Source organism: Paenibacillus donghaensis (assembly GCF_002192415.1).
In the GTDB taxonomy this organism is placed as follows: Bacteria; Bacillota; Bacilli; order Paenibacillales; family Paenibacillaceae; genus Paenibacillus_AQ; species Paenibacillus_AQ donghaensis.
The window spans coordinates 2,875,033-2,896,288 of the sequence record NZ_CP021780.1 but is presented as its reverse complement, the minus strand read 5'-3'; the positions used below and the strand labels follow the sequence as shown (position 1 = coordinate 2,896,288).

Annotated in this window: 22 protein-coding genes and 2 pseudogenes; 2 read left to right on the top strand and 22 right to left on the bottom strand. The window is 49.1% G+C overall.

From position 1 onward, the window contains the following. Positions 1 to 23 precede the first annotated feature (23 nt). From B9T62_RS12635 to B9T62_RS12590, 10 genes are all read right to left on the bottom strand, one after another. Positions 24 to 893, bottom strand: a complete 870-nt coding sequence (locus tag B9T62_RS12635; RefSeq protein WP_087915575.1) for a carbohydrate ABC transporter permease — start codon at positions 891 to 893, stop codon at positions 24 to 26. Then, the gene (locus tag B9T62_RS12630) at positions 893 to 1,828 is read right to left on the bottom strand and encodes an ABC transporter permease (RefSeq protein WP_169834515.1); all 936 of its coding nucleotides are present in this window, start codon (positions 1,826 to 1,828) and stop codon (positions 893 to 895) included. Before B9T62_RS12630 ends, B9T62_RS12635 begins: the two co-directional genes overlap by 1 nt. Positions 1,829 to 2,133: 305 nt before the next feature. Beyond that, complete coding sequence (locus B9T62_RS12625; RefSeq protein ID WP_087915573.1) at positions 2,134 to 2,820, bottom strand: cyclase family protein; 687 nt, start codon at positions 2,818 to 2,820, stop codon at positions 2,134 to 2,136. Positions 2,821 to 2,874: 54 nt separating this feature from the next. After that, positions 2,875 to 3,654 (bottom strand): helix-turn-helix transcriptional regulator, encoded by a 780-nt coding sequence (locus B9T62_RS12620; RefSeq protein WP_087915572.1) that lies wholly within the window; start codon positions 3,652 to 3,654, stop codon positions 2,875 to 2,877. Positions 3,655 to 3,679: 25 nt separating this feature from the next. Continuing rightward, positions 3,680 to 4,255, bottom strand: a complete 576-nt coding sequence (locus B9T62_RS12615; RefSeq protein WP_087915571.1) for a LysE family translocator — start codon at positions 4,253 to 4,255, stop codon at positions 3,680 to 3,682. Positions 4,256 to 4,404: 149 nt separating this feature from the next. Continuing rightward, on the bottom strand, positions 4,405 to 5,085 hold the full coding sequence (locus B9T62_RS12610; protein WP_245864438.1) for a hypothetical protein: 681 nt from the start codon (positions 5,083 to 5,085) through the stop codon (positions 4,405 to 4,407). A 121-nt stretch (positions 5,086 to 5,206) separates the two neighbouring features. Next, on the bottom strand, positions 5,207 to 5,905 hold the full coding sequence (gene bshB2, locus B9T62_RS12605; RefSeq protein ID WP_245864437.1) for a bacillithiol biosynthesis deacetylase BshB2: 699 nt from the start codon (positions 5,903 to 5,905) through the stop codon (positions 5,207 to 5,209). Beyond that, complete coding sequence (locus B9T62_RS12600; RefSeq protein ID WP_087915570.1) at positions 5,905 to 6,249, bottom strand: YojF family protein; 345 nt, start codon at positions 6,247 to 6,249, stop codon at positions 5,905 to 5,907. The genes bshB2 (B9T62_RS12605) and B9T62_RS12600 overlap by 1 nt, the downstream gene beginning before the upstream one ends. Before the next feature lie 32 nt (positions 6,250 to 6,281). Beyond that, positions 6,282 to 6,590, bottom strand: coding sequence for a hypothetical protein (locus B9T62_RS12595; RefSeq protein ID WP_087915569.1), 309 nt, complete (start codon positions 6,588 to 6,590; stop codon positions 6,282 to 6,284). Positions 6,591 to 6,754: 164 nt separating this feature from the next. After that, entirely contained in the window at positions 6,755 to 6,940 is a 186-nt protein-coding gene (locus tag B9T62_RS12590) for a hypothetical protein (RefSeq protein WP_087915568.1), read from the bottom strand. A gap of 94 nt (positions 6,941 to 7,034) precedes the next feature. Between B9T62_RS12590 and B9T62_RS12585 the strand changes: the two are divergent. Continuing rightward, positions 7,035 to 7,759 (top strand): annotated as a pseudogene (locus tag B9T62_RS12585) (MFS transporter); the annotation flags it as partial. Between the two features lie 40 nt (positions 7,760 to 7,799). On the opposite strand, the gene B9T62_RS12580 reads toward B9T62_RS12585, so the two are convergent. The 3 genes from B9T62_RS12580 to B9T62_RS12570 are packed head-to-tail and all read right to left on the bottom strand — an operon-like array spanning position 7,800 to position 11,495. Continuing rightward, positions 7,800 to 9,971, bottom strand: coding sequence for a serine hydrolase (locus B9T62_RS12580; RefSeq protein WP_245864436.1), 2,172 nt, complete (start codon positions 9,969 to 9,971; stop codon positions 7,800 to 7,802). A gap of 28 nt (positions 9,972 to 9,999) precedes the next feature. Further along, positions 10,000 to 11,097 carry a hypothetical protein gene (locus B9T62_RS12575; RefSeq protein WP_087915567.1) on the bottom strand — a complete coding sequence of 366 codons (1,098 nt, stop codon included), beginning with the start codon at positions 11,095 to 11,097 and terminating at the stop codon, positions 10,000 to 10,002. After that, on the bottom strand, positions 11,094 to 11,495 hold the full coding sequence (locus tag B9T62_RS12570; protein WP_087915566.1) for a GntR family transcriptional regulator: 402 nt from the start codon (positions 11,493 to 11,495) through the stop codon (positions 11,094 to 11,096). Before B9T62_RS12570 ends, B9T62_RS12575 begins: the two co-directional genes overlap by 4 nt. Positions 11,496 to 11,959: 464 nt before the next feature. On the opposite strand from B9T62_RS12570, the gene B9T62_RS12565 reads away from it, so the two are divergent. Then, a complete protein-coding gene (locus tag B9T62_RS12565; RefSeq protein WP_087915565.1) occupies positions 11,960 to 12,451 on the top strand; it encodes a DUF1036 domain-containing protein in 492 nt (163 codons plus the stop codon). Between the two features lie 174 nt (positions 12,452 to 12,625). Here the strand turns inward: B9T62_RS12565 and B9T62_RS12560 are convergent, their stop codons facing one another. The 9 genes and pseudogenes from B9T62_RS12560 to B9T62_RS12520 form a co-directional block, all read right to left on the bottom strand. Beyond that, a complete protein-coding gene (locus B9T62_RS12560) occupies positions 12,626 to 14,086 on the bottom strand; it encodes a glycoside hydrolase family 1 protein (protein WP_087915564.1) in 1,461 nt (486 codons plus the stop codon). A 34-nt stretch (positions 14,087 to 14,120) separates the two neighbouring features. After that, positions 14,121 to 15,422 carry a PTS sugar transporter subunit IIC gene (locus B9T62_RS12555; protein ID WP_087915563.1) on the bottom strand — a complete coding sequence of 434 codons (1,302 nt, stop codon included), beginning with the start codon at positions 15,420 to 15,422 and terminating at the stop codon, positions 14,121 to 14,123. Positions 15,423 to 15,425: 3 nt separating this feature from the next. Further along, positions 15,426 to 15,731, bottom strand: a complete 306-nt coding sequence (locus tag B9T62_RS12550; RefSeq protein ID WP_087915562.1) for a PTS sugar transporter subunit IIB — start codon at positions 15,729 to 15,731, stop codon at positions 15,426 to 15,428. Position 15,732: 1 nt separating this feature from the next. After that, positions 15,733 to 16,071, bottom strand: coding sequence for a PTS lactose/cellobiose transporter subunit IIA (locus B9T62_RS12545; protein ID WP_087915561.1), 339 nt, complete (start codon positions 16,069 to 16,071; stop codon positions 15,733 to 15,735). Positions 16,072 to 16,098: 27 nt separating this feature from the next. Beyond that, positions 16,099 to 18,018 (bottom strand): BglG family transcription antiterminator, encoded by a 1,920-nt coding sequence (locus B9T62_RS12540; RefSeq protein ID WP_087915560.1) that lies wholly within the window; start codon positions 18,016 to 18,018, stop codon positions 16,099 to 16,101. Positions 18,019 to 18,333: 315 nt separating this feature from the next. Next, positions 18,334 to 19,410, bottom strand: coding sequence for a hypothetical protein (locus B9T62_RS12535; protein WP_087915559.1), 1,077 nt, complete (start codon positions 19,408 to 19,410; stop codon positions 18,334 to 18,336). A gap of 133 nt (positions 19,411 to 19,543) precedes the next feature. Then, positions 19,544 to 19,813, bottom strand: coding sequence for a hypothetical protein (locus tag B9T62_RS12530; protein WP_169834375.1), 270 nt, complete (start codon positions 19,811 to 19,813; stop codon positions 19,544 to 19,546). A gap of 167 nt (positions 19,814 to 19,980) precedes the next feature. Further along, a complete protein-coding gene (gene bshB2 / locus B9T62_RS12525) occupies positions 19,981 to 20,655 on the bottom strand; it encodes a bacillithiol biosynthesis deacetylase BshB2 (protein ID WP_087915558.1) in 675 nt (224 codons plus the stop codon). 23 nt (positions 20,656 to 20,678) lie between these two features. Continuing rightward, positions 20,679 to 21,023: pseudogene (locus tag B9T62_RS12520) on the bottom strand (YojF family protein). Positions 21,024 to 21,256 lie beyond the last annotated feature (233 nt).

Sequence of the window (21,256 nt, the reverse complement as noted above, 5' to 3'; positions counted from 1 at the left end):
TGAATCATCCCCTTGGTAAAGTATTATTCTTTCAGCGATCCCAGCAGCGAACCCTTCACAAAATATTTCTGTAAATAAGGATACACCATAATGATGGGAACGCTTGCAAAAAGAATCGTCGCCGCCTTTAACGTGGTTGTGTTGAAGTTGTAGTCGCCCAGAAACATGTTCACCTGAGCCAGTTCCTCCGGGCTGGTCAAATAGGCGCGCAGCTTCATCTGCAGCGGCCACAGTCCGGGATCACGCAGGAAGAGTACCGCCCGCTGGAACGTGTTCCAGTAGCCTACGGCATAGAACAGGCTGACCGTGGCCAGCACCGGCTTGGATAGCGGCAGATAAATCTGGAACAGAATCCGGAAATCATGACAGCCGTCAATCCGGGCGGTGTCATCCAGCTCCTTCGGCAAGCTCATAAAGAAGGTGCGCAGAATAACCATATTGAAGGTGCCGATGACACCCGGAATGAGCAAGGACCATAGTGAATTCATCATGCCCAGCTCCCTTACCGTCAGGAAGAACGGGATCATCGGCGCATTGAAAATCATCGTGATGACGATGCCCAGCATCACTTGCTTGCGGAGCAGGAACTCCCGGCGTGACAGTGGAAAAGCGGTCAGCACAGAAAAGAGCATGCTCAGCGCCGTACCCGCCACCGTGATGAACACGGTTACACCAAAGGATTGCCATAAGCCGGAGCTCTGCAAGATGTGCTTCCAGGATGCCAACGTAAAGCCGACCGGCCACAGGAAGACTTCCTTGGAGTCTGCCGCAACCGGAGAACTCAGGGAAACCGCGAACAGGTGCAGCAGCGGCAGGATCATGGTAAAAGCAGCAGCCGTCAGGAAGACGTAGTTGGCTACTTGGAAACCTTTTTCTCCTAAGTTCTGCTTCACTACCACAACCCCTCTCCGGTTTTTTTGGCCAGCCGATTGAAGATCCAGAGCAGAATAAAGCCGATAATGGACTGGAACAGGCCAATGGCCGTCGTTACACTGTATTGCCCTTGCAGCACACCTGAGCGGTATACATAGGTCTCTATAATATCCCCTACCGAATAGGTCATCGGTGTCAGCAGGTTATAGACCTGATCGAAGCCCAGCTCCAGGAAGTTGCCGATATTCAGCAGGAACAGGATAAGGATGGTCGGGAACAATGCGGGCAGTGTAATATAAATCGTCTGTTTCCACCGGCCGGCCCCGTCCATAACAGCCGCTTCATATTGAGTAGGGTCAATACCGCTGATCGCAGCGAGGTAGATAATGGTTCCCCATCCGACCTCTTTCCATATGGAGGAGAGCACGATAATGGGCCGGAAAAACCGCTCCTGCTGCATATACAGTATCGGCTCGAAGCCAAGCCAACCACGGAATGCGTTTACAAATCCGCCTGAGGCTAGCACTTCAAAGACGATCCCTCCGACGACGACCCAGGAGAGGAAATGAGGCAAATAGAACAGACTCTGCAAAAAGCGTTTAGCCAGCATTTTTCTCACTTCATTAAACATCAGCGCCAGCAGAATTGGAGCAGGGAATCCGATCACCAGCTTATACAAGGCAATCAGAGCCGTGTTGCGAAGAACATGATAGAAATCCTGGTACGTAAAAATAAACTTGAAATTATCCAGGCCCACCCAAGGGCTGTTCCAAATTCCTTTCATAATTTGAAAGTTCTGAAAAGCGATCACGCTTCCTCCCAGTGGAATGTACTTGAAAATAATATAGAACAAAATACCGGGCAGGATCATGACATAAAGCATCCAGTGTTTCCTGATGTTGCGCAAATACCTGTGTTTGACGGGTTTATTGACTGTAACTCCGGGGTGTAGCATAGATGTTTCCGACAGCTCAGCCATGCGATCTTGGGCCCCCTTTAGCAAATGATAGTGTAATGAGCCGCAGGCTCCTCTGTTCACATGTTAAAGGGATGAGGGCGTAAACAACAAGCGTGCAATCAGCCAAACAATGAACCAATCGCTTGTGCAGCAAGGGGTTGCAGGATCGGTTCATTCGCTGGCGAATCGGTTGGTACTAAAGATAGAAGGGAGTTTGCAGGCTGCAGGCTCTTCCAGAAGAAACTAAACGACCGATTCCCGATAGAATACCGGGAATCGGCCGCAGCTTTAAGGCATAAGCCTTATTCTTCAATTTCAACAATGATGTTAATGATAGAAGCATCGTGGTTTTTAATGCGAAGTGGTGCTGAGAAGGCAGAAATGAGCTTTTTACCGACCAATGGGGCTGGATTAATATCTTCATAAATGAGCATTGTCGGCTCTTCATATTTTTCATGGTCTAAAAAGGCATGGTGGACAAAATAGCCGTTTCCTTTGGCTTCTGCCAAATTTTCAATGCTCAAGGTATCTATGGCCACTGCTTTGCAGTTTGGCAGCTTCGTCCGGATGTATACTGCGGCTTCCGGAGAGACAGCCGGGAAATGATTGGCGTATTTCACGAAATCTGTATCCCGGTGTTTCCAATGGCTGGTGTTGAAGATTAGAATATCCGCTTTATTCAGTTCTTCGTATTCCTCAAGCATTTCGATGGTGATGAAGCCGTCAGGGCCAACCGGGCAATCGATTAACAGCGGTTTTCTGTAGATGAAGTCTTCAATTGGAATAGCATCTATTCCCCTGCCGTTATTCAAATGATGCCACGGTGCATCGACATGTGTACCGGCATGAAGATAAATACTTAACACGCTTCCGTTCCAATCATCCCCTTTGTCTAAGCGCTCTCTAGGCTCTAATTTCACTTCCGGCAATCCTGGATAAACAGGCATTCCTTCATATATGGGGTAACCAATTTCGACGTATTTTGACATTAGTAACACGCTCCTGTAGATAATAGGTCAGCTTGGTAACCTTGACAATGATCCTCAATGTATATGTGACATATATTCAAATGCTGTGATTCCATAGACGTGTTTAAATTGTTTATTTAAATGGGTTAAATCAACAAATCCACAGGCAGCTACTGCTATATAGATGTCTCCATGTTTTTCTATTAAATGCTTAGCATGTTCTATCTTGCAGTTAAGAAAGTATTGGTAGGGTGAAATTCCGGTATGTGCCTTGAAAAATCGGATTAACTGAAATTTCGATAGATGAAGTTCCTTGCATAGATCATCCAGTTTAAGTACATGTTCTAATTTTGTATGATGAATGATATCTTTGGCTTTCTTAATCAGCGCGGTATCTCTCTTATAGTCTGTAGAAAGTTCAGTCTGCATAAGGTTTTCTGTTAGGGATATGAATAAATCACAGCACAAAGCCTCATCTTGTTCACTTAATATCGCATGAGAAAGACTAATGATTTTTCGTTCAAGCCCATAATCATACACAATAGGAGTTGAAAAACGGACCCTGTTCTTTGCCTCAATGACCTCTAACAGCAGCTGAGGCTCAATATATAGCATCGTATAATCAAGGCCTGCTTCATCATGCGCCATTCCGTCATGTGCCTGTTCCGGATTAAAGAGCATAACCCCATTCGGATAAGATAATTGCAGACTTCCATCCAGGTTATAATGTTGAATCCCACGCAAGGTTACACCTATGGCATACTCTTTGTGAGAGTGCTTTTTATACATAAAATCAGTCATACTTGCTGACAATGCAGTAATTCCTGCCGATTTTTTATAGATAAATTTGTTCATTCCATTCACCTCTGAATAAGCTTGCCTACATCCATATCATGACTGCAGCATAAGCTAAGGATAAGGCCATCATTACATTAACCGTTTTTGTATGCCTCTGTAAAAACTCCTTGAAGATTGCTCCGAAAAGCACCCACGTAATAAATGCTAAGAATCCAATAAGAGTTATAACTATAATACATATCATTAACGGAGTCATTCCCATATAATGGGGCATAACAAATCCAGGAATTACTGTCATTGTGAACAGGACAACCTTTGGATTTAAAAACTGCATAAGAAAGCCCGACATAAAGCTCGCGGTTTGGTTTCCCTTTGGATTTGAAGTATCCATTCTGTAAATTAGAACAGCGAGATACAACATGTAACAGCTTCCGATGATTTGCATAACAATCATTATTTTTGGAATTACCGTTATGAGTATAGTATTCAATATAGCAGAAATAACAAGTAATAAACCAAAACCAACAGTTGCTCCATACGTGTATTTTATCGCCTTTTTGGTCCCGAAATTATGCGTGGTGGATAAAATAACGATATTAGTAGGTCCTGGTGTAAAGGTAACAATGAAACAGTACAGCAAAAATGATGCGATATTCATAAGAAAGCTCCCCTCATGGTATTCTTATGAATATTACATCTTAAGAGTAAACGGTATGTAGTATGTTATTGCAGGAATTATAACAATAAGAGGGGCGGCCCCGAAAGCCATGAACCTGGCGGGACGCCCCTCTTACCATTTATTATGTTTTATGAATCTCCCTGAACGGTAGATAAGGAAGCGAGAACCGGAGTGGCGAAATCGGAAGCTTCTTCTCCTTTTGGATTATGAAGCCGGAACAGATAAGCGTCACCCTCTTCTGATTTCCAAACGATATAGTCGCTTACTCCATTTCCACCTGACGTTTGAAGGTAGATCTCCACGAAACCCAGAGGGTGCTCCACCAGCTCACCGCTGAATTCGGACACCGTATTGATTTTCCCCAATTCTTCTCTGCCCGCAGTCTCAAGCTCCGCCGGATCATAATCAGCAGGTAGTGGTTCAATATCCACATAATAATCCGGGTTGCTGCTCAGGGACAAGCGGCCTGTGGCAGCATCAAAAAAAAATTTCTCAAACACGTACAAGGAAAATCCTTCTCCCTGATGCAAGGTAGCCGTTAACGGCTGGTCCGCATCCCCTGCCATCAGATCAAAGGTTTCAGTTTGCGGGCGAGCCGTTTCCGATACTTGCTCGTTATCATCAGAAGGTGCTGGCTCCTTCACCTCAGGTGTTTGCTCGGCCTGAGGTGAAGGCGTTGCAACCGGTTCACTCGCTGGTGCAGATGCTACCGGGCTTGCCGCAGGCGCATTTCCTCCAGAGCAAGCGGTAAGTGCGAGAACCATGGCGAGAACCGGGATTTTGATAAAAACGGAACTCAGTTGATTCACTTTCAGCACTCCTTCCAGCTATTCAATGGGTTTCGGATCATCCGATAATATGTTATTACCCGTAGCAGAGGCTGGAAAACCATAACTAATCTGTGAATAAGTTGTTCGAAGCCTCATGAAATTAATCGAACCGGTAGGTCCAGAACTGTTCTGTACCGAACCGGTTCCGTATTTCTTCATCAGTCAGTTCGCGATTCCCAACGAGCTCAGCCGCTTGGAATTGCGAACGGTGCGACCGAATAGACGCCATTTTCTTCGCAAGGAATGATGTCACGTCTACGGTCACGTCTGCTTTTCCAATCACCTTCTCATGATTGCTGGCGAATGCAATGCAGTGCACAAGTGGCCGCTCTGCCACGGTGAGCTGACCAATCGTTCGTGCGACGGCCACTCCGGTGGCGTCGTGATCGGGATGCACGCTGTACCTTGGATAGAAGGTGATGACCAGCGACGGGGTCAATTCCTTGAGCAGCCCCAGGATCATAGAGTCTAGCCGTTGCTGGTCTTCGAATTCAATCATTTTATCATGGAAGCCGAGCATCCTTAAGTCCTGGATGCCAATTGCAAGGCAGGACGCTGCCAGCTCCTCCTTGCGGATCGCCGGCAAGGAGACACGGTTGGCGAACGGAGGGATGCCCATATTGCGCCCCATCTCTCCTAGCGTCAGACAAGCATAGGTGACTTGCGCACCACCTTCTATGTACATAGCCAACGTCCCTGCTGCAACGAACGCTTCGTCGTCAGGATGGGGAAACACAACTAAGATACGTTCATGTTGGGTTTGTTTACTATTCATGGCGACTTGATCCTCTGCTCTCATCAGAACTTCTCCCGGCTCAGTTGCAAGGCCACGATTAGCTTCCCTTGACTGTCGTGTCCAGCCATGATTAGCCGTTCGGTTTCCTTCTCATCCACGTGTGTAAGACCTTCGGCATAAACCCAGCCGTCTGCTGTCTTAAGGCCGACCCGGTATGGAGCCGTGCCGGAGATGGAGCCGTGCGTATAGTGGACGATCGCATTGGAAATGAACGCCGACCCTGAGGGTCGGGTGCTGTCCAAGTGGGTAGCGTAGGCACCTGTCGTGAGTTCAAGGTGTAGATAAAGGTCCTGACCGGCGAGGCGATCGAGCCGGAATTGGATATCTTGCGGGTGTAACGGCAGCATAGCGGCCTCCTTAAATAAAATATTGGCTGTGTCTACCCTTCAACCACATCAGCTCGCAGCTCTGTTGCAATTTCAATCATTTGGGGAACAATTGCTTCGTTTGAGACGGCTACATATAAATCTCCCATATAAAGCCGGAAAGGAATATCTGCGTCCCCATGCTTCCACATAAAAAAATCTCCATCGATGGACATGGTGCTGTCTGCTCCTTTAACAATAAGAACCGGTGAGTACGTAAAGTCGGCTTTGGCTGCAAAGTAATGTTTGCATTCTTCCACAGTGATGGATTGCTCCGCATTGTTTTCTTGCATCGATCGTGTGATTCGAAAACGCTGATTCATGTATTGGCCTCCATAATTTTGGGGATACGCTGTATCTGAACTCTGACAAATAATCATGCAACGCTCTCTCTACTACAAAATAATATTCTCTCATCTCCTGAGTCCACTGTCAAAACGGTAAGGTCCTCTATTCTATTTAACTTAGCCCATGCGACACCCTCTCCCTATTCGATCATCCGGCGCTCTTCAAGACGGTGGATAAGTCCGCCTCTCAGCAGACGGCGCAGGACCAGCCAACTGCCCAGCGGTGATGCACCCAACAGCAGCATCAGCAGCGTGATGACCTGCGGTGAATCGTTCACAGACAGCAGTGCGATGAACACGAGCAGCCCGAGCAGCCGCCCGCACAACCTCCATTCATTCCTTCGAGTCTATGAAATCATAACATGAAAGGTGTTGGAATAAATAATCGATTCCATGTACGATGACATCAATCAAAACACAGGTCTGGTTACCCTGCTCATTGGATTACTGTCAGCCAAATCCTCCGGGCATGTCTCCTTTGGGCCTATTATTCTTGGGCTGACAGGTCTCGTGTTACTTGCGGTTTTTGTACGACATGAGTTAAAAGTGACGTCACCCTTCATTCCTTTGCGCACATTCGCCAAATATCCTGCGATGACTTGGGTCAATCTCGAATTCATGCTTGTTAACGTACTTTTTTACTCGCTCTTTTTCGGTCTTCCTTCTTACTTACAAATGGTACGTAATGTCAGTGAGTTCCATACAGGGATTCTGATGTTAAGCCTAGGCTTATGCTCGCTCGTTGCGTCTCCAATAGCAGGAAGATGGTCGATAAATCAGGGCCCCGGCCAGCATTGACAGTTTCCGCATTACTGATGACATTTGGATCGCTGTGGCTCGTGACGTTGAATTCAAATTCACCGGTTATCAGTGTATGTCTGGCATTAGCAGCGTTTGGTATCAGCAACGGGTTGAACAATGTCGGCATGCAAGCTGCCTTGTTCATAAGCTCTCCAAAAGAAATAATTGGTGTAGCCTCCGGAATATTCAATACATCCAGATACCTGGGAACCATTCTCTCTTCATTATTGATAGGCATCGTAATGGGAGATAAGTTTAGTGCCGGGGGGATGCGAGTGCTTGGTATTATCCTCACGGTAATAGCATTGTCTTTGGTATTCCTGAGCCGGCGGCGCCGGGGCTGAGTTTCAGGATTCCTTTTTGGCCGGCCGCTGCTGTGTGACGTTACTGCGCGGAAATCTCGAACTTCGTGCCGGCATCTCCGGCGAAAACAATCGATCCTCCCGCGGGCAGTTCAACCTTATCCTTGCCTCCGATGACACTGAAGTAGATGCATGTTCCCTTCGCATTATAAACGGCGAAGGAGGCGTTCGAGGACATTCTCACCTTAACGGTCTTGCCCCCGTCTTTGTCGCTTATCGTATACCACCGGGCGTATCCGCTCGACGGAATCGTAACGATTGACTTCTTAGCGACGTAGATTGGCTTCACGGCGTCCTCGTTCACTAAGATGCTTCCACCAATATCCAGGTACTCAATTCCGTCCTGTGTAAAGAACGTATAACCTGACAGATCCCGCCCGCTCCTTCCCGGAATTTGCAATTCGGAGACGGCCGTATCCGGGTCGGTTATCCGCTTATCCAACACGTACCCCGGCAATTGTTTCGACACATTTAATTGGACGGGCGGCAACAGCAAATATACGAGCGACGTATACTTCTCATTCAGCAGATAATACTTCTTGCCGTCTCGCTGAATCCATGCTTCTGTGGTCTCTGCCGAAAGATCTTGGGGCTGGAGCTTCTCGGCATTGTACTCTGATATAGCCTTCTGCCCAAAACCAGGCAACGAAGCGTATTGACGAATCCATAAGTAAGTGCGACCGTTCTCCTCCTTCACGAAGCTAATCACCGTATTCCCATACGCACTCCGGAACGTGCCGTCCGCCGAATACCCGAAGATCTGGGCTGGATTACCAGGCGACTGCTCCGAAGTGATGGACATGAGGCCGGCTTTGGTAATATCGATTTTTATCGTTGCACTCGTCGCACCATAGACTCCCGAATACTGCAGCATGGACTCCGGCATATCGGCCTTTACCGGTACACCGTACGACTTTTCAGGCTTGAATTCAGCAATTGTCCCCTTCTCCTTCAGCGCCTGAAGCAGAATTTCATTCGCCAGAAGCTCGTTATACACACTGCTCCCGCCAGAAGATACGACAGCTGCCGCCATGCCTTGCCCAGGAAGGACAACGAGCGATGAGTGATAGAGAAGCGTGTCACCGCCTTTGGTTAGCGCCTTCATCCCATATTCGCTGAAGGGATACAGATTGACACTGTCCCAGCCGAGACCGTATTCCATTGAACTGTCCGCATCGTCAGGCCACAAAGGTGTCTTGTATTCGTCTTGCGCCATGGCTGAAACCGATTTACCGGATAAGACTTCTTCCGCTTCCCCCGTGAAAATTTGCGAGAATCGGACCAAATCCTCCGCCGTGGAATAAATGCCTCCCGCTCCGATCAAGTTGAATGTCTCGTTGGGAAGTTGTCCTGTGTAGGCAGGATAATAGAGTCCCGCCATCTTCGCTGTGTCTGGAGAATCGAGCGGTGTCTTCGTATTGGCCATATCCATAGGTCCTGTAATATACCGGTGGATATACGAGGTGAAATCCATGCCGCTGACCCGCTCGACCAGAATCTCGGCCAGCGTAAATCCGTCATTGCAGTAAACCGAATAAGCACCCGGGTCCGCCTTTAAGGTCTGGGCGGCGAGTTGCTTAAGCAGTGTGTCGTAGGCGTAAGTATCATTATCTTCAAATAAAACGGCGTTCGTTATCGACGATCCGTTCAGACCGGAAGAATGATTCAGCAGCATGCGCGGCGTAATCTGCTTGTAGCGTTCATCCTTCATCTTAAACTCGGGGATATACTGGACGACAGGCGTATCGAGACTGATTTTCCCTTGGTCGCCCAACTGCATGACGGCAACCGTGATAAACATTTTACTCGTCGAGCCGATCCCGTACATCGTGTCTTTCGTGAGCGGCTTCTGTCCCTGCTCATCATTCTTGCCGGATTGGCCGGCTACGACGATGTTGCCATGATCGATAATGGCGTATTGCACGCTGTTCGTGCCGTAAGTATTTGTGAGGAGATCAGCCTTCTCCTTTGCAGCTTTCCGGGTTCCTTCGTAGGTTATCTCAGCCTCGTTCGAAGGCATGTCCGTTGCTGCCGCTAGCATGGTTAACTGTATAGCGCTTGACTCGATCACCTTAGATGTATTCAGTGCCGCTTCTATCTTCTGCATCTCTGCCAGTGCTGTGTTGTCGTCCCAGGAGCTTAGCAGCAGACACATAGCTACCAGAGCTACCATTATCCATCGGCTTTTCATCATTTGAACTCTCCTTCCAGGATTGCTTTATTTATCGAAAATTGAAAATGACGACGAGTATGGCGATTACCGGAACGGCTATCGCCGCAGCTGCTATGATCTTACCGAGCGGATTAGCCATATTAATCGTCCATAAGAATCCGTATCGATCCAGAACGAACAAGGCCGGGTCTTCGGGGTTCGCGTAAATGCTGCCGAGCCACTTCCAGTGCCGCTCCTCCTGCGACGGAATGTCCCTTTGCTGATCAAGACCTCTGAACCGCAGGTACAGCAAGACGCCGAACAGCGTCAAAAAGAACACCGCCGTGAACGTGATGTTGCAGCGGATGAGCAGATTGAGCTTCCAGCCGTACAGCATGACGGCCTGCAACAGCCCCAAGTTTGCAATCCCCAGCAGCGAAATGCCCCAAGCCGCAACTGAATGGATTTTCTTGAGCTTCAGCTGTTTCCGTAACGAGCCTTCCCGGTCCTGGGAATCCAGCGATGTCCTGGCACGGCTGATCATCAGATTATAGCCGGCGAATAACGCAATCATCAGCGCTTGCACGATGTTCATCATGAACACTGTCCCTGCGGATTTGTAAATGTGATGATCCGCAACGCCGTTCGGTCCCATATGCACTGCGATCCACTGCGGAATCGCGTTCCATCTTGCAGCGGCAAAGAAGATACATAGCGCCATCACGGTGACATGCGTCGAATACCACCAAGAGCCCAGCACCGAATTATGTGTCCGGCCGACGGCGAGGCTTGCAGCGCGCTTCGTCTGCACGGTAACCTGCCAGCCTCTGGCCGCCTTCAAGCGTTGCGCGGACATCCTGCTGATCTGGATGGCGAAGACTGACACAACCATTAGAAGCAAGATGGCCGCCGCCCAATACAGGATACTCTGACCCGTCGTTTGATGACGCGTCACTATAAAGCAAGCAGCTCCGATGACGACCGCAACACCGCCGGTGAGCAAAACGTAATTCCGGCGAATGCCCCGGACGGCCGTATCCTGCAGAGCCTCCGCTGGCAGCGTGATGCCGAACAGCAGGGTCCGCAAGCCGATACAGGCCTGTATGCTGATCATCAAAGCGATAAACAAATAGAAGCTGGATATGAAGATCGTCTCCAGTACAGTCAATGCTGTTCACCTCCGCGATTTGTAATGGTATTCCGGTACACCGACCTGCTCTCCTGCGCGAATGTCTCCTCCGACATGCCTCGTACCGCAGCTGCTGCCGCAAGAGACCGCAGCTGCCGCCGGAGCATCTCCTCGAAGGCCTCAGTCACGCCGGGCATCCCGTCAGGCTGAACGATAACGCCCTTTTTCCGGTGTACTTGAAGAAAGCCCTCTTGCTTGAGCAAATTGTAGGACTTGTTGACGGTATGGAGATTGATCCCCAAGTCCTCCGCCAAGCGTCGGACTGAAGGAAGCGGGTCCCCCGGCTGCAAGGCACCGGAGGCGATCCCTTCGACGATTTGGTCAACCAGTTGTGCGTAAATCGGGGTTTCCGATTGCAGATCGAGCTCTATGAACATGAATATCTCTCCTTATGGCAGCTACGCGTCTTCGGGAAGCGAGAAAGCTGATTATGCCATGCACAAGCAAGTCGGTCGCCATATACGCGACGATCACGCATTCTAAGCCTTTGTACCTGACATGTCGAAGCTATTCCATATCGCACCATCTCCTTATCTGTTATATTACATATATAACAGATATAATAATAACACGCAAGATTCAGTTGAAAATTCTTCCATCTTGCTTTGTATGGTTAGTAATGTTCTTAAAGGTTTGATCTACTAAAGTGAGCATAAGCCTTTTTCATTTCTCTGCGGCTTGAGGCGTTCAACTTCTTGGGTAACTTCAGCTCGCGCTTCAGGATGCTGTAGTCTCGGTGAATATAGCCTCTTTTTTTGTGAACACCAATATGTCTATTACTCTTCAATTTAATTTGCATATAATACCATGTGCTTGTATTCTAAAGAATGGAGTGATATAAATGGGTTTTTATGTTCAGAACAATACACCTAACGTCATATGGGTTGCTGTTGGTCACTATGATCCTGATTGTAGCCCTACCACTTATGTTAAAGAGGGTTGGTACAGAATAGTTCCAGGCAGGCGTTCCCTTATTGTCACTGGAACAGCAGCCAATCAAAGATTTTATATCTATGGGTATGACAATTTCAATAATATATGGGGTGGAAATTTCAACACCTATGTTCCTAGTACAGTCTTCACAATGTGTTGGGTAGAACGATGCCAAGGCGCAGGCTGTAGAAGAGTTGGTTTCAATGAGGTTATTGTTGGGAATTCTCAGAATTATACATTAACTCTTACGAATAGAGCCCAAGGTACAGCGAAGTCAAGAAATACTATGGTATCGAGAAAAGGAGCTGCAAAATTTAAATTAGGTAGACTCAGCATTAAAAAGTCACCCGGTAAGTTAGGTAAGTTAGGTAGAGTTATTAGACCATTACGTAGCAAATAGTGACAATGATATAATCTTTTAACAACTGCTGGCGAATCATTAAAAAATCAGAAGCGACCCACAGGAAAAGCATCTGCGGGTCGCTTCTGATTTATTATTGTGAGATAAGTTGATAGCTACGGGGCTGAACCGTAGGCCGCCAATATATCCGGCTTCGATGTAATAAGACAGGCACTAATAGCTTAAATCTGTACCGCCCGAAGCAATGACCTTCTGGTACCAGTAGAAGCTGTTCTTGCGGATACGCTGAAGGGTTCCATTGCCCCCGTCATCCTGATCGACATAGATGTAGCCGTATCGTTTGCGCATCTCCGAAGTGGAGGCAGAGATCAGATCGATGCAGCCCCAGCTGGCGTAACCCATCAGCTCCACGCCGTCGGCAATGGCTTCAGCCATCTGCTCGATATGCTGCGCCAGGTACTCTATCCGGTATTGATCCCGGATGGTGCCATCCGGTTCGAGCACATCCGCAGCACCCAGCCCATTCTCCACCACAAACAGGGGAATCTGGTAGCGGTCATGCATCTCCTTCAGCACGACCCGCAGTCCGGTTGGATCGATCTGCCAGCCCCAGTCCGAAGTCTTCAGGAAGGGATTCTTCAGTCCCGAGGACAGATTGCCTTCCGTCTTGGCCGTGATGCTCTCATCTACACTGACTACCGAGGACATGTAGTAACTGAAGGAGAGGAAGTCTACGCGGTTATCCCGCAGCACAGCTTCGTCCCCTTGCTGCATCTCAATGGTCACCCTGTGCTGCTCCAAATGCCGGCGGATATAGGAAGGATAATAACCCCTCACCTGGACATCGGAACAGAACTGGGCCATTTGGTTCTCCGCCTGCGCTTTCAGTACATCGCCCGGATGGGACGAGTACGGATACAGCAGCTTGCGGGCCAGCATGCAGCCGATTTGGAATTGCGGATTAATCTCCCGCCCCCGCTTAACTGCGAGCGCGCTGGCAACAAACTGGTGGTGAAGGGCTTGAAATGCTACCTGCTTCTCATTGGGCTTGCCGTCCAGAATAATCCCTGCGCCCAGAAAGGGTGCCTTGAGCGTACAATTAATTTCGTTAAAGGTCAGCCAATATTTCACCTTGTCCCGGTAACGGGTGAATACGGTATCCGCATAACGGACAAACAGCTCCACCAGCTCCCTTGATTCCCAGCCGTTGTATTGGGTCACCAGATGCACAGGCATTTCATAATGGGATATCGTAACGAGCGGCTCAATATTATATTTGCGCAGCTCATCGAACACATCATCGTAGAAGCGCAGTCCTGCCTCGTTGGGCACCGTCTCATCGCCGTTCGGATAAATACGCGGCCACGAGATGGATAGACGGAATACCTTGAAGCCCATCTCGGCGAACAGGGCGATATCTTCCTTGTAGCGGTGATAGAAATCAATGCCCCTGCGTTTGGGGTATTTCCCCTGATCCCCGTCCTGTATGGCCTCCTCCAGCTGCTGGCCAGACATGGACAAGAGCTGCTCCAGGCTCTGCCGTTCTTCGGGTGGGCAATATTTAACCACATCGGCAGTGGACAAGCCCTTGCCGTCTTGGTTATATGCACCTTCGACCTGATTGGCGGCTACCGCGCCGCCCCACAGGAAGTTTTCCGGAAATCGATGAGTCATAGGTTAAACCTCCTTCATCTGGTTGTAAGCTCGCTTAGTTGGCCGCAGCGGTTGCAGCCGCTTTGATTTCAGCCTGCTGCTCCTGCTCCAGCGCTTCGGCATCGGCTTTCTTGAAGAACGGATAGTAGATCAGGAAGCTTGCACCAATCATGACCAATTGGAACGCGCTTACGCGCCAGCCGCCATTCATCCAGCCATTGACCAGCACCGGAATGCCCAGCGGTACCTGAATCCCGTGCAGCACGGGGAGGATGCCCAGTGTCGTCAGGAGAATGGCCAGACCGCTGCTGACCAGCGGCGTTACGATGAAAGGAATCATAAACCGCACATTCAGCACCAGCGGCATTCCGAAGATCACCGGCTCATTGACGCCGATCAGGCTGGGGACAATCGCCAGCTTGCCGAGCGTCTTATATCGGGTGGATTTGGCGAACAGCATCGCGATAATCAGACCCAGCGTTGCGCCTGCACCGCCGATCAGCACATAGACCGGGAAGAACGGCGAGCCGATGATATGCGTGCCTTCCACGCCTCTTTGGTAGGCGTCCAGATTCTCAAGCCCTAGAGCAACCCAGATGGGGCCAACCACGGAGTACACCACCAGGGTGCCGTGAACCCCGAAGAACCACAGCAGGTGAATCACGAAGATACAGATCAGCATGGCCCACCAGGTACCGCCCAGACTGGTCAGTGGCAGCTGGATAATCGAGAAGACGAACTCGTGCATATTTCCATATTTTGTAGCACCGAAGATCGCCGTAAGCACCAGCACCAGAACGGCTATGATGAAGCCTGGCGTAAGGGCGGCAAAAGATTTCTCCACCGTCGGCGGAACACCCTTCGGCATTTTAATATAGAACTTCTTTTCCAGGACGAAGGTATAGATCTTACCTACAATCAAGGCCAGGATAATTGCGACGAACAATCCCTTGGCTCCGAGCCAGGAGTATCCGAACGCTTTGGTCACGCCGTCTTCGAGCAGCCCCTTCGGGGTGACCAGCAGGAAGCTCATCAGAGCCAGGATCCCTGCTGAGAAGCCTTGCTGCTTATGCTGGGTAGCGAAATTGTATGCGATGGAGAACACCGCGTAGAGTGCAATTAAATCGGTGGTTATGGTTGCTGGAATTGAAGTATAAGTTTTGAGTCCCGTGCTTTCCAGGAAATTCTGGTAAGGCTCCAGCTTGAGTGCATTGATCAGGGAAAAAATAGCGCCTAGAATCAAAATGGGCATCAAAGCCATTAAACCATTGGAAATAGCGCTGATATACGTATTTTTCTGAATTTTTGTGCTGACTTTCTGGATCTTGGCTCTCCATTCTACGCCGCCTGCTGCCATGACCTAAGCCCCCTTCTCCATTAGTTCAAGCGCTGTACTCAGCACCTTGGCCCCATCCATCATGCCGTAGTCCAGCATGTCAATCGTAGTTACCGGAATGTTCGCATATTCTGCGGCTAGATCGCCTTCAGCGTGCCCCATTTGCGGTCCAAGCATAATAATGTCAAAAGGCGTCTGATCGGCAATATCACTCTCCGCCACCGCATCGATAACAACCTCAATCCCTTGCGTCCGTGCCGCTTCCTTCATCCGTTCCACCAACATGCTTGTTGAGAATCCGCCTGCACAGGCGAGCAGTATTTTTTTCATCTTAGTTCACCGTTCCTTTCAATTGTTGTTCGAGTGCTAGGCGTTCCTTGATTTCCTCGATCAGTTCCACAGCCAGCTCTCTGACCGTCAGGGCATTCATTAAATGGTCCTGCGCGTGAATCATCAGCAGCGTAATTTCCGTCTTCTCGCCCCGTCCTTCGGCCTGGATCAGTCCGGTTTGCACTTTATGCGCTTTGGTCAGGCTGACCTTGGCGTTCTTGATCAACTCGCCTGCTTCTTCCAGGTTTCCGGTGCGCGCGGTCCGTATCGCTTTTAGGCTGAGGCTTCTAGCCTCTCCACTGCTGGCAATAATTTGCATAATCGTTTGTTCATAATCCATGGTTTCTCCACTCCGTATCGTCATTTTTTATAGTAGGTTCTCTATCTCATTCATAAATTGTTCATAGCTGTTCACGTTCAGCAGCCGGCTGCGGCTGTCTTCCTTCTCCATCAGGACCAACAGCAGCTTGCTGATCTCCTTGTGCAGGAATAGTTGCCCCGGCCCCAGATTGATCAGGAAAATCAGCTGCACGGGCTTGCCCTCATAGATCAGTGGTTTCTTCAACACTGTAACGCTGATGCAATCGCGGATCGCACTCATTCGCATCGGATGGGGACCTGCTACGCCATTTTTGTAAATAGTGGTGAATTTATGTTCCCTTAGCAGTACCTGCTTGGGGAAATCCTCGGCCGCATAATGATTGTCCACGATTTCCCGGCAGCGTTGATTCAGGAGTTCTGTGTAGTCATTGGGACCGGACAGATGAAACAGCTCTCTGCGGAACAGATCCTTGAAATCCATTAGCTTGTAGGACGGCTGCGTGCGATTGATCTGCAGCGATAGAATTTCTTTGATCCGCTGGATCTCCTGATCATCCAGCAGCTGTTTGATGTGGATGACCGGTTTTTCCTTAATCTCCGTGGCCAGCGGCACGGTGGAGAGAATCAGATCCACAGGCTTGCTGCTGATCTCCTCCACCTCCGTGATAGAAGCCGTAATCACCGACGCTTTGGGAAACACAGCCTCCAGCTTCAATCGGATTAACTGTGCACTGCCCGCTCCCGTCGAGCAGATTACGGCAATCCGCTTGAACTTCTCCAGATTGCGCTGCTGCATCCGTTCCAGATGGGTGGCAAAATGCAGAGCGACATACCCCGCCTCATCCCGTGACATCCGGAAACCATACTGCTCTTCAATAATCTCCGCGAAGCGGAACGAGATCACGAACACATTGGCATATTGGCTGTACACATCCTCCACTAAGGGATTGCCCAGCTGGAGGTTGTAATACAGCCGGTTCAGCAGCGGGAACATGTGCAGCAAAAGCGCTTCGCGCAGCGCATCATCGTCGGTAAAGCCCGTCAGGAACTCGCGGTCCAGCTGCTTCAGAATAGAGGTGATCCCATCCCGCAGATGTGATTTGGTCTCGTCCGACATACGCTCCATAATGGTCTTTCCGGAAATGTGCAGCGCCAGATAATCGATCTCATCTGCAGGCAGCTTGATCTGATAGTGGGAGGCTATATAATCCGCAATTCTCCCGGCGATATCCTGGTACAGTGGCTCAGGCTTAGCCTGCATGGCTTGTCCAGACACAATGAAGTTGTGCTTGGAGACGCGATACAGGAGAATGAACAGATGGGTCAAGATATTATCCAGGAACACATCGGAAATTTTTAATTCTTTTTCCTTGAGAATTTGCAGCAAGAACCTCTTAAGCTGCTCCCCCTCAAACACCTCCCCAAAAGCATGGAAATCCTCCGTGTGCTGCAGCGTATGGCCGGATTGGAGAATAAAGTAGGAGAATGCCTTGCGGAAATCCTGTTCATCCCCCTCGATCATAATTCCATAATGGGCGCGGCGGGAGAGGGTGAGCTTGAAAGCGGCCAGCCGCTGCTCCACTTCCTTCAGATCGGAGATCATAGTGGAGCGGCTGATGCCGATCTCTTCCGACATGTTATCCATGGACTGATAGCCGTCGTTCTGCAGCAGATAGAACAGCAAATACTGCTGCCGCGACTGCTTGTTGTCGAGATCCACCTGATCCAGCTGAAGTAGCCCCTTCTCCAGGTATTTGCTGAACCGGGTCTCGTCGCTGATCTCCAGCAGATAACCCTGTCCGCGGATCATACGTACCTCGAAGCCATTCGCTTCTCCTGTCTTGTCGAGCGAACGTATCACGTCGCGGATAGTCCTCTCGGACATTCCTACTTCGGTTACGAGCTCGTTCATACGTACAGAAACTTTACGGTTATATAGAATATTTACTATGGTAAACTCTCTCACATTAAATTCCCTCATTTGTGATACTAGTATCGGGTGAAGCACTCAGCTGGTTATGGACTAATCATACCTGGAAGCGTTATCTTCTGAACAGTTTGTATTCTGCAGTTTGTAACGGCAAAACCTGAAGGATGCCCGGCGTGAGTACCCACACATCTTATTATTATCTGCTCGCTGCCGGATAGATATGTGGGTTACGAAGTCTGCGGATTCGATGCGTTGGTCTATTAATAGTAAATAAAATAAACACGGCAGCCCTTAAGGAATTGCTCCCCGGGAATGCCGTGTTCTTTAAGCCTTGGCTAAATCATGGCTAATCTACATCTTATAAATGTAATTTACCTTATTATTGATGAAGTATAAGTACACGTTGCCGTAAACGACATATGCCAAATCGTTGTTAAAGCTGTCGGGCTCTCCCCAGGAAAGCAAGACCTCCTCTGGCTTCATGCCGACTATAACTTGCTCTTCCCGGATAGCCGCCCATACTTTATCACTGATGGTAGAGATATTGCGCGGATTATCGAAATAAAAAAGTCCGGTGATGTATTCAGCTGGGTTATCGCTCGGCGCTATATTTATATTGACATCCTGGCCGTTCGCTCGGCGAATAATGATCTCTAAATTTCCGTTGTTGGGATTGGACCGGAAGTCTTTGACCGAAGCTTTCTCCATATTCTTAAAAGGGCTATTAGCAATTTCCGAGTTTATGGCCCATACAGGATGCCCGTTAAAGATATCTTTCAGTGCTTGGAGATTTTGCGCGGGATACAGGGTATGGTTCTCATAGCTAGCCAAATCCAGTGTCCATACGATTCCTGCTTCGTTCTGCATGATTAAGGTCAGGGTGGCATCATCTATATACTGGACATCCGTCACCCAATGGCTTCCTGGGTGTCCGTACATGTAGGCCTTTTTGCCGACGGCCAGACCCATTGTTCCGGGCAGCTTACTGATTGCGTAAAGCATGCTATTGCTCTTTGTCTTGCCTTCCTCCGTGCTCCAGATGAACAACGAGACCGCGCTGGAGGCGTATTTACCATCAATGGCTCCAAGCTTAAGCAGCGTTTTGAAGGCGACATAGTTGGAGTTGTTGTACAGGACTGAGTTGTCCTTGTTCAGCTTGGCGCTTCCTTTGGTCCCTGTTATGGTTACACCGGAGGCTGCAGAGGCAATGGTAATGTCCGGAATCTGATTCAAAAGCTTCACCGGCACATAAGAAGAACCGTTGACGAGCACTGACTTGGAAGACGAGATGATGAGCTTGCCGTTTACAAACGTTGAGATTTCCTTATAAGATGGTGCAGCGGCTGCGGCCGCTTGTTCGGTGCCCGCAGGATAGCCCAGTCCGATCACGAGTAGCAGGGCGGTGAGCAGTATTACAATTCTTTTCATAGGTATTCTAATTCCTTCCCCCATTGTATGTATGCTGTCCGGCTGAACGCCGGAACAGCTCAATAGTGATTTCGACGGAAGACCAATAATTCCCTCCTAAGGCAGGACTGTATGAAGCTATTTTTAAATAAAATTAGTGGTAAATCCCAGGTTCCTCCTGCTGTTCATTAAAATATGGCTGAATCGGCTGGGCTGCATGATTTTCTCTGAACTTAGGCTTGTACGCTTCAAAATTCCAGGTCTCCAGAAATTTCTCTGCTGCAGCATGGCCCGAAGACAGTAAGGTATGCTTATCCTCCTCCGTCAAATCGAACTTCGTCGTCGTTACTTTTCCTGTGGGAATAAAGACGGTTCGTTCTTCCGCATGCTCATCCACATGTCTTTGATCGTGAGCCTGCAGCATAGTTTTGAATATTCCTTTGATTAATTATGTGATTTATAAACTAAATTATACATTTCAAGGTTTTTTGGGACTGTATAATATCCTAAACAAAAAAACTCTACAACCACAAGGGTTGGAGAGCTGGAAATCATAGCCGTTGTGAATCCCAATGAGCCATATCTCGGAGATTAATCGAACCGGTAGGTCCAGAACTGTTCTGTTCCGAACCGGTTCCGGATTTCTTCATCAGTCAGATCCCGATTCCCCACGAGCTCCGCCGCTTGGAATTGCGAACGGTGTGCCCGAATCGACGCCATTTTCTTCGCAAGGAATGCGGTCACATCAACGGTCACGTCTGCTTTCCCAATCACCTGCTCATGATTGCTGGCGAATGCGATGCAGTGCACAAGTGGCCGCTCTGCTGCGGGGAGCCGGCCAACCGTTCGTGTGACGGCGGCTCCGGTGACATCGTGATCGGGATGCACACTGTACCCTGGATAGAAGGTGATGACCAGCGACGGGGTCACTTCCTTGAGCAGCGTCATGATTAGAGTGTCCAGCAGTTGCTGGTCTTCGAATTCAATCATTTTATCATGGAAACCGAGCATCCTTAAGTCTTGAATGCCAATCGCAAGGCAAGACGCTGCCAGTTCCTCCTTGCGGATCGCTGGCAAGGTGACCCGGTTGGCGAATGGCGGGATGCCCATGTTGCGGCCCATTTCCCCTAATGTCAGACAAGCATAGGTGACTTGAGCACCGCCTTCTATGTACATTGCCAACGTCCCTGCTGCAGCGAACGCTTCGTCGTCGGGATGGGGAAACACAACTAAGATGCGTTCATGTACGACTTGTTTAGTATTCATGGCTATTCGATCCTCCGCTTTCATCAGAACTGTTCCCGACTTAGTTGCAATGCCACAATTAGCTTTCCTTGATTGTCGTGCCCAGCCATGATTAGGCGTTCCGTTTCCTTCTCATCAACGTGTGTAAGGCCCTCGGCCTAAACCCAGCCGTGTGCTGTCTTTAGGCCGACTCGGTATGGACCCGTGCCGGAGATAGAGCCGTGCGTATATTGGACTACCGCATTGGTAATGAACGCCGACCCCGAGGGTCGGGTGCTGTCCAAGTGGGTGGCGTAGGCACCTGTCGTGAGTTCAAGGTGTAGGTAAAGGTCCTGACCAGCGAGGCAATCGATCCGGAATTGGATGTCTTGAGGGTGTATCGGCAGCATAGTGGCCTCCTTGGTTGATTGAGTTGTCAGAAAGCCGGGTGCATAGGGCTTTTTGACAGATTCCTAATATAACATTCTTAAGTTCACGTTCTATAGGCCATTTTAGCATATGTCCTGCAAGAATAAATATTTAGTGCCTCAGCGCAATGTTCTTTAATGAACAGAGATACTTCGCGTGGTATACGATTATTGTTATAAAAAAATCCCCATCGATGGACATGATGCTATTTGGT

Coding starts and splice junctions, on each gene's coding strand:
- B9T62_RS12600 (WP_087915570.1), bottom strand. CDS start 6,249: ATGCTGCCGTTACACCCGCAAGATATCCAATTCCGGCTCGATCGCCTC.
- bshB2 (WP_087915558.1), bottom strand. CDS start 20,655: ATGAATACTAAACAAGTCGTACATGAACGCATCTTAGTTGTGTTTCCC.
- B9T62_RS12550 (WP_087915562.1), bottom strand. CDS start 15,731: ATGAAAAAAATACTGCTCGCCTGTGCAGGCGGATTCTCAACAAGCATG.
- B9T62_RS12535 (WP_087915559.1), bottom strand. CDS start 19,410: ATGAAAAGAATTGTAATACTGCTCACCGCCCTGCTACTCGTGATCGGA.
- B9T62_RS12565 (WP_087915565.1), top strand. CDS start 11,960: ATGGGTTTTTATGTTCAGAACAATACACCTAACGTCATATGGGTTGCT.
- B9T62_RS12580 (WP_245864436.1), bottom strand. CDS start 9,971: ATGATGAAAAGCCGATGGATAATGGTAGCTCTGGTAGCTATGTGTCTG.
- B9T62_RS12560 (WP_087915564.1), bottom strand. CDS start 14,086: ATGACTCATCGATTTCCGGAAAACTTCCTGTGGGGCGGCGCGGTAGCC.
- bshB2 (WP_245864437.1), bottom strand. CDS start 5,905: ATGAGAGCAGAGGATCAAGTCGCCATGAATAGTAAACAAACCCAACAT.
- B9T62_RS12570 (WP_087915566.1), bottom strand. CDS start 11,495: ATGTTCATAGAGCTCGATCTGCAATCGGAAACCCCGATTTACGCACAA.
- B9T62_RS12615 (WP_087915571.1), bottom strand. CDS start 4,255: ATGAATATCGCATCATTTTTGCTGTACTGTTTCATTGTTACCTTTACA.
- B9T62_RS12595 (WP_087915569.1), bottom strand. CDS start 6,590: ATGAATCAGCGTTTTCGAATCACACGATCGATGCAAGAAAACAATGCG.
- B9T62_RS12620 (WP_087915572.1), bottom strand. CDS start 3,654: ATGAACAAATTTATCTATAAAAAATCGGCAGGAATTACTGCATTGTCA.
- B9T62_RS12555 (WP_087915563.1), bottom strand. CDS start 15,422: ATGGCAGCAGGCGGCGTAGAATGGAGAGCCAAGATCCAGAAAGTCAGC.
- B9T62_RS12625 (WP_087915573.1), bottom strand. CDS start 2,820: ATGTCAAAATACGTCGAAATTGGTTACCCCATATATGAAGGAATGCCT.
- B9T62_RS12630 (WP_169834515.1), bottom strand. CDS start 1,828: ATGCTACACCCCGGAGTTACAGTCAATAAACCCGTCAAACACAGGTAT.
- B9T62_RS12530 (WP_169834375.1), bottom strand. CDS start 19,813: ATGCTGCAGGCTCACGATCAAAGACATGTGGATGAGCATGCGGAAGAA.
- B9T62_RS12545 (WP_087915561.1), bottom strand. CDS start 16,071: ATGGATTATGAACAAACGATTATGCAAATTATTGCCAGCAGTGGAGAG.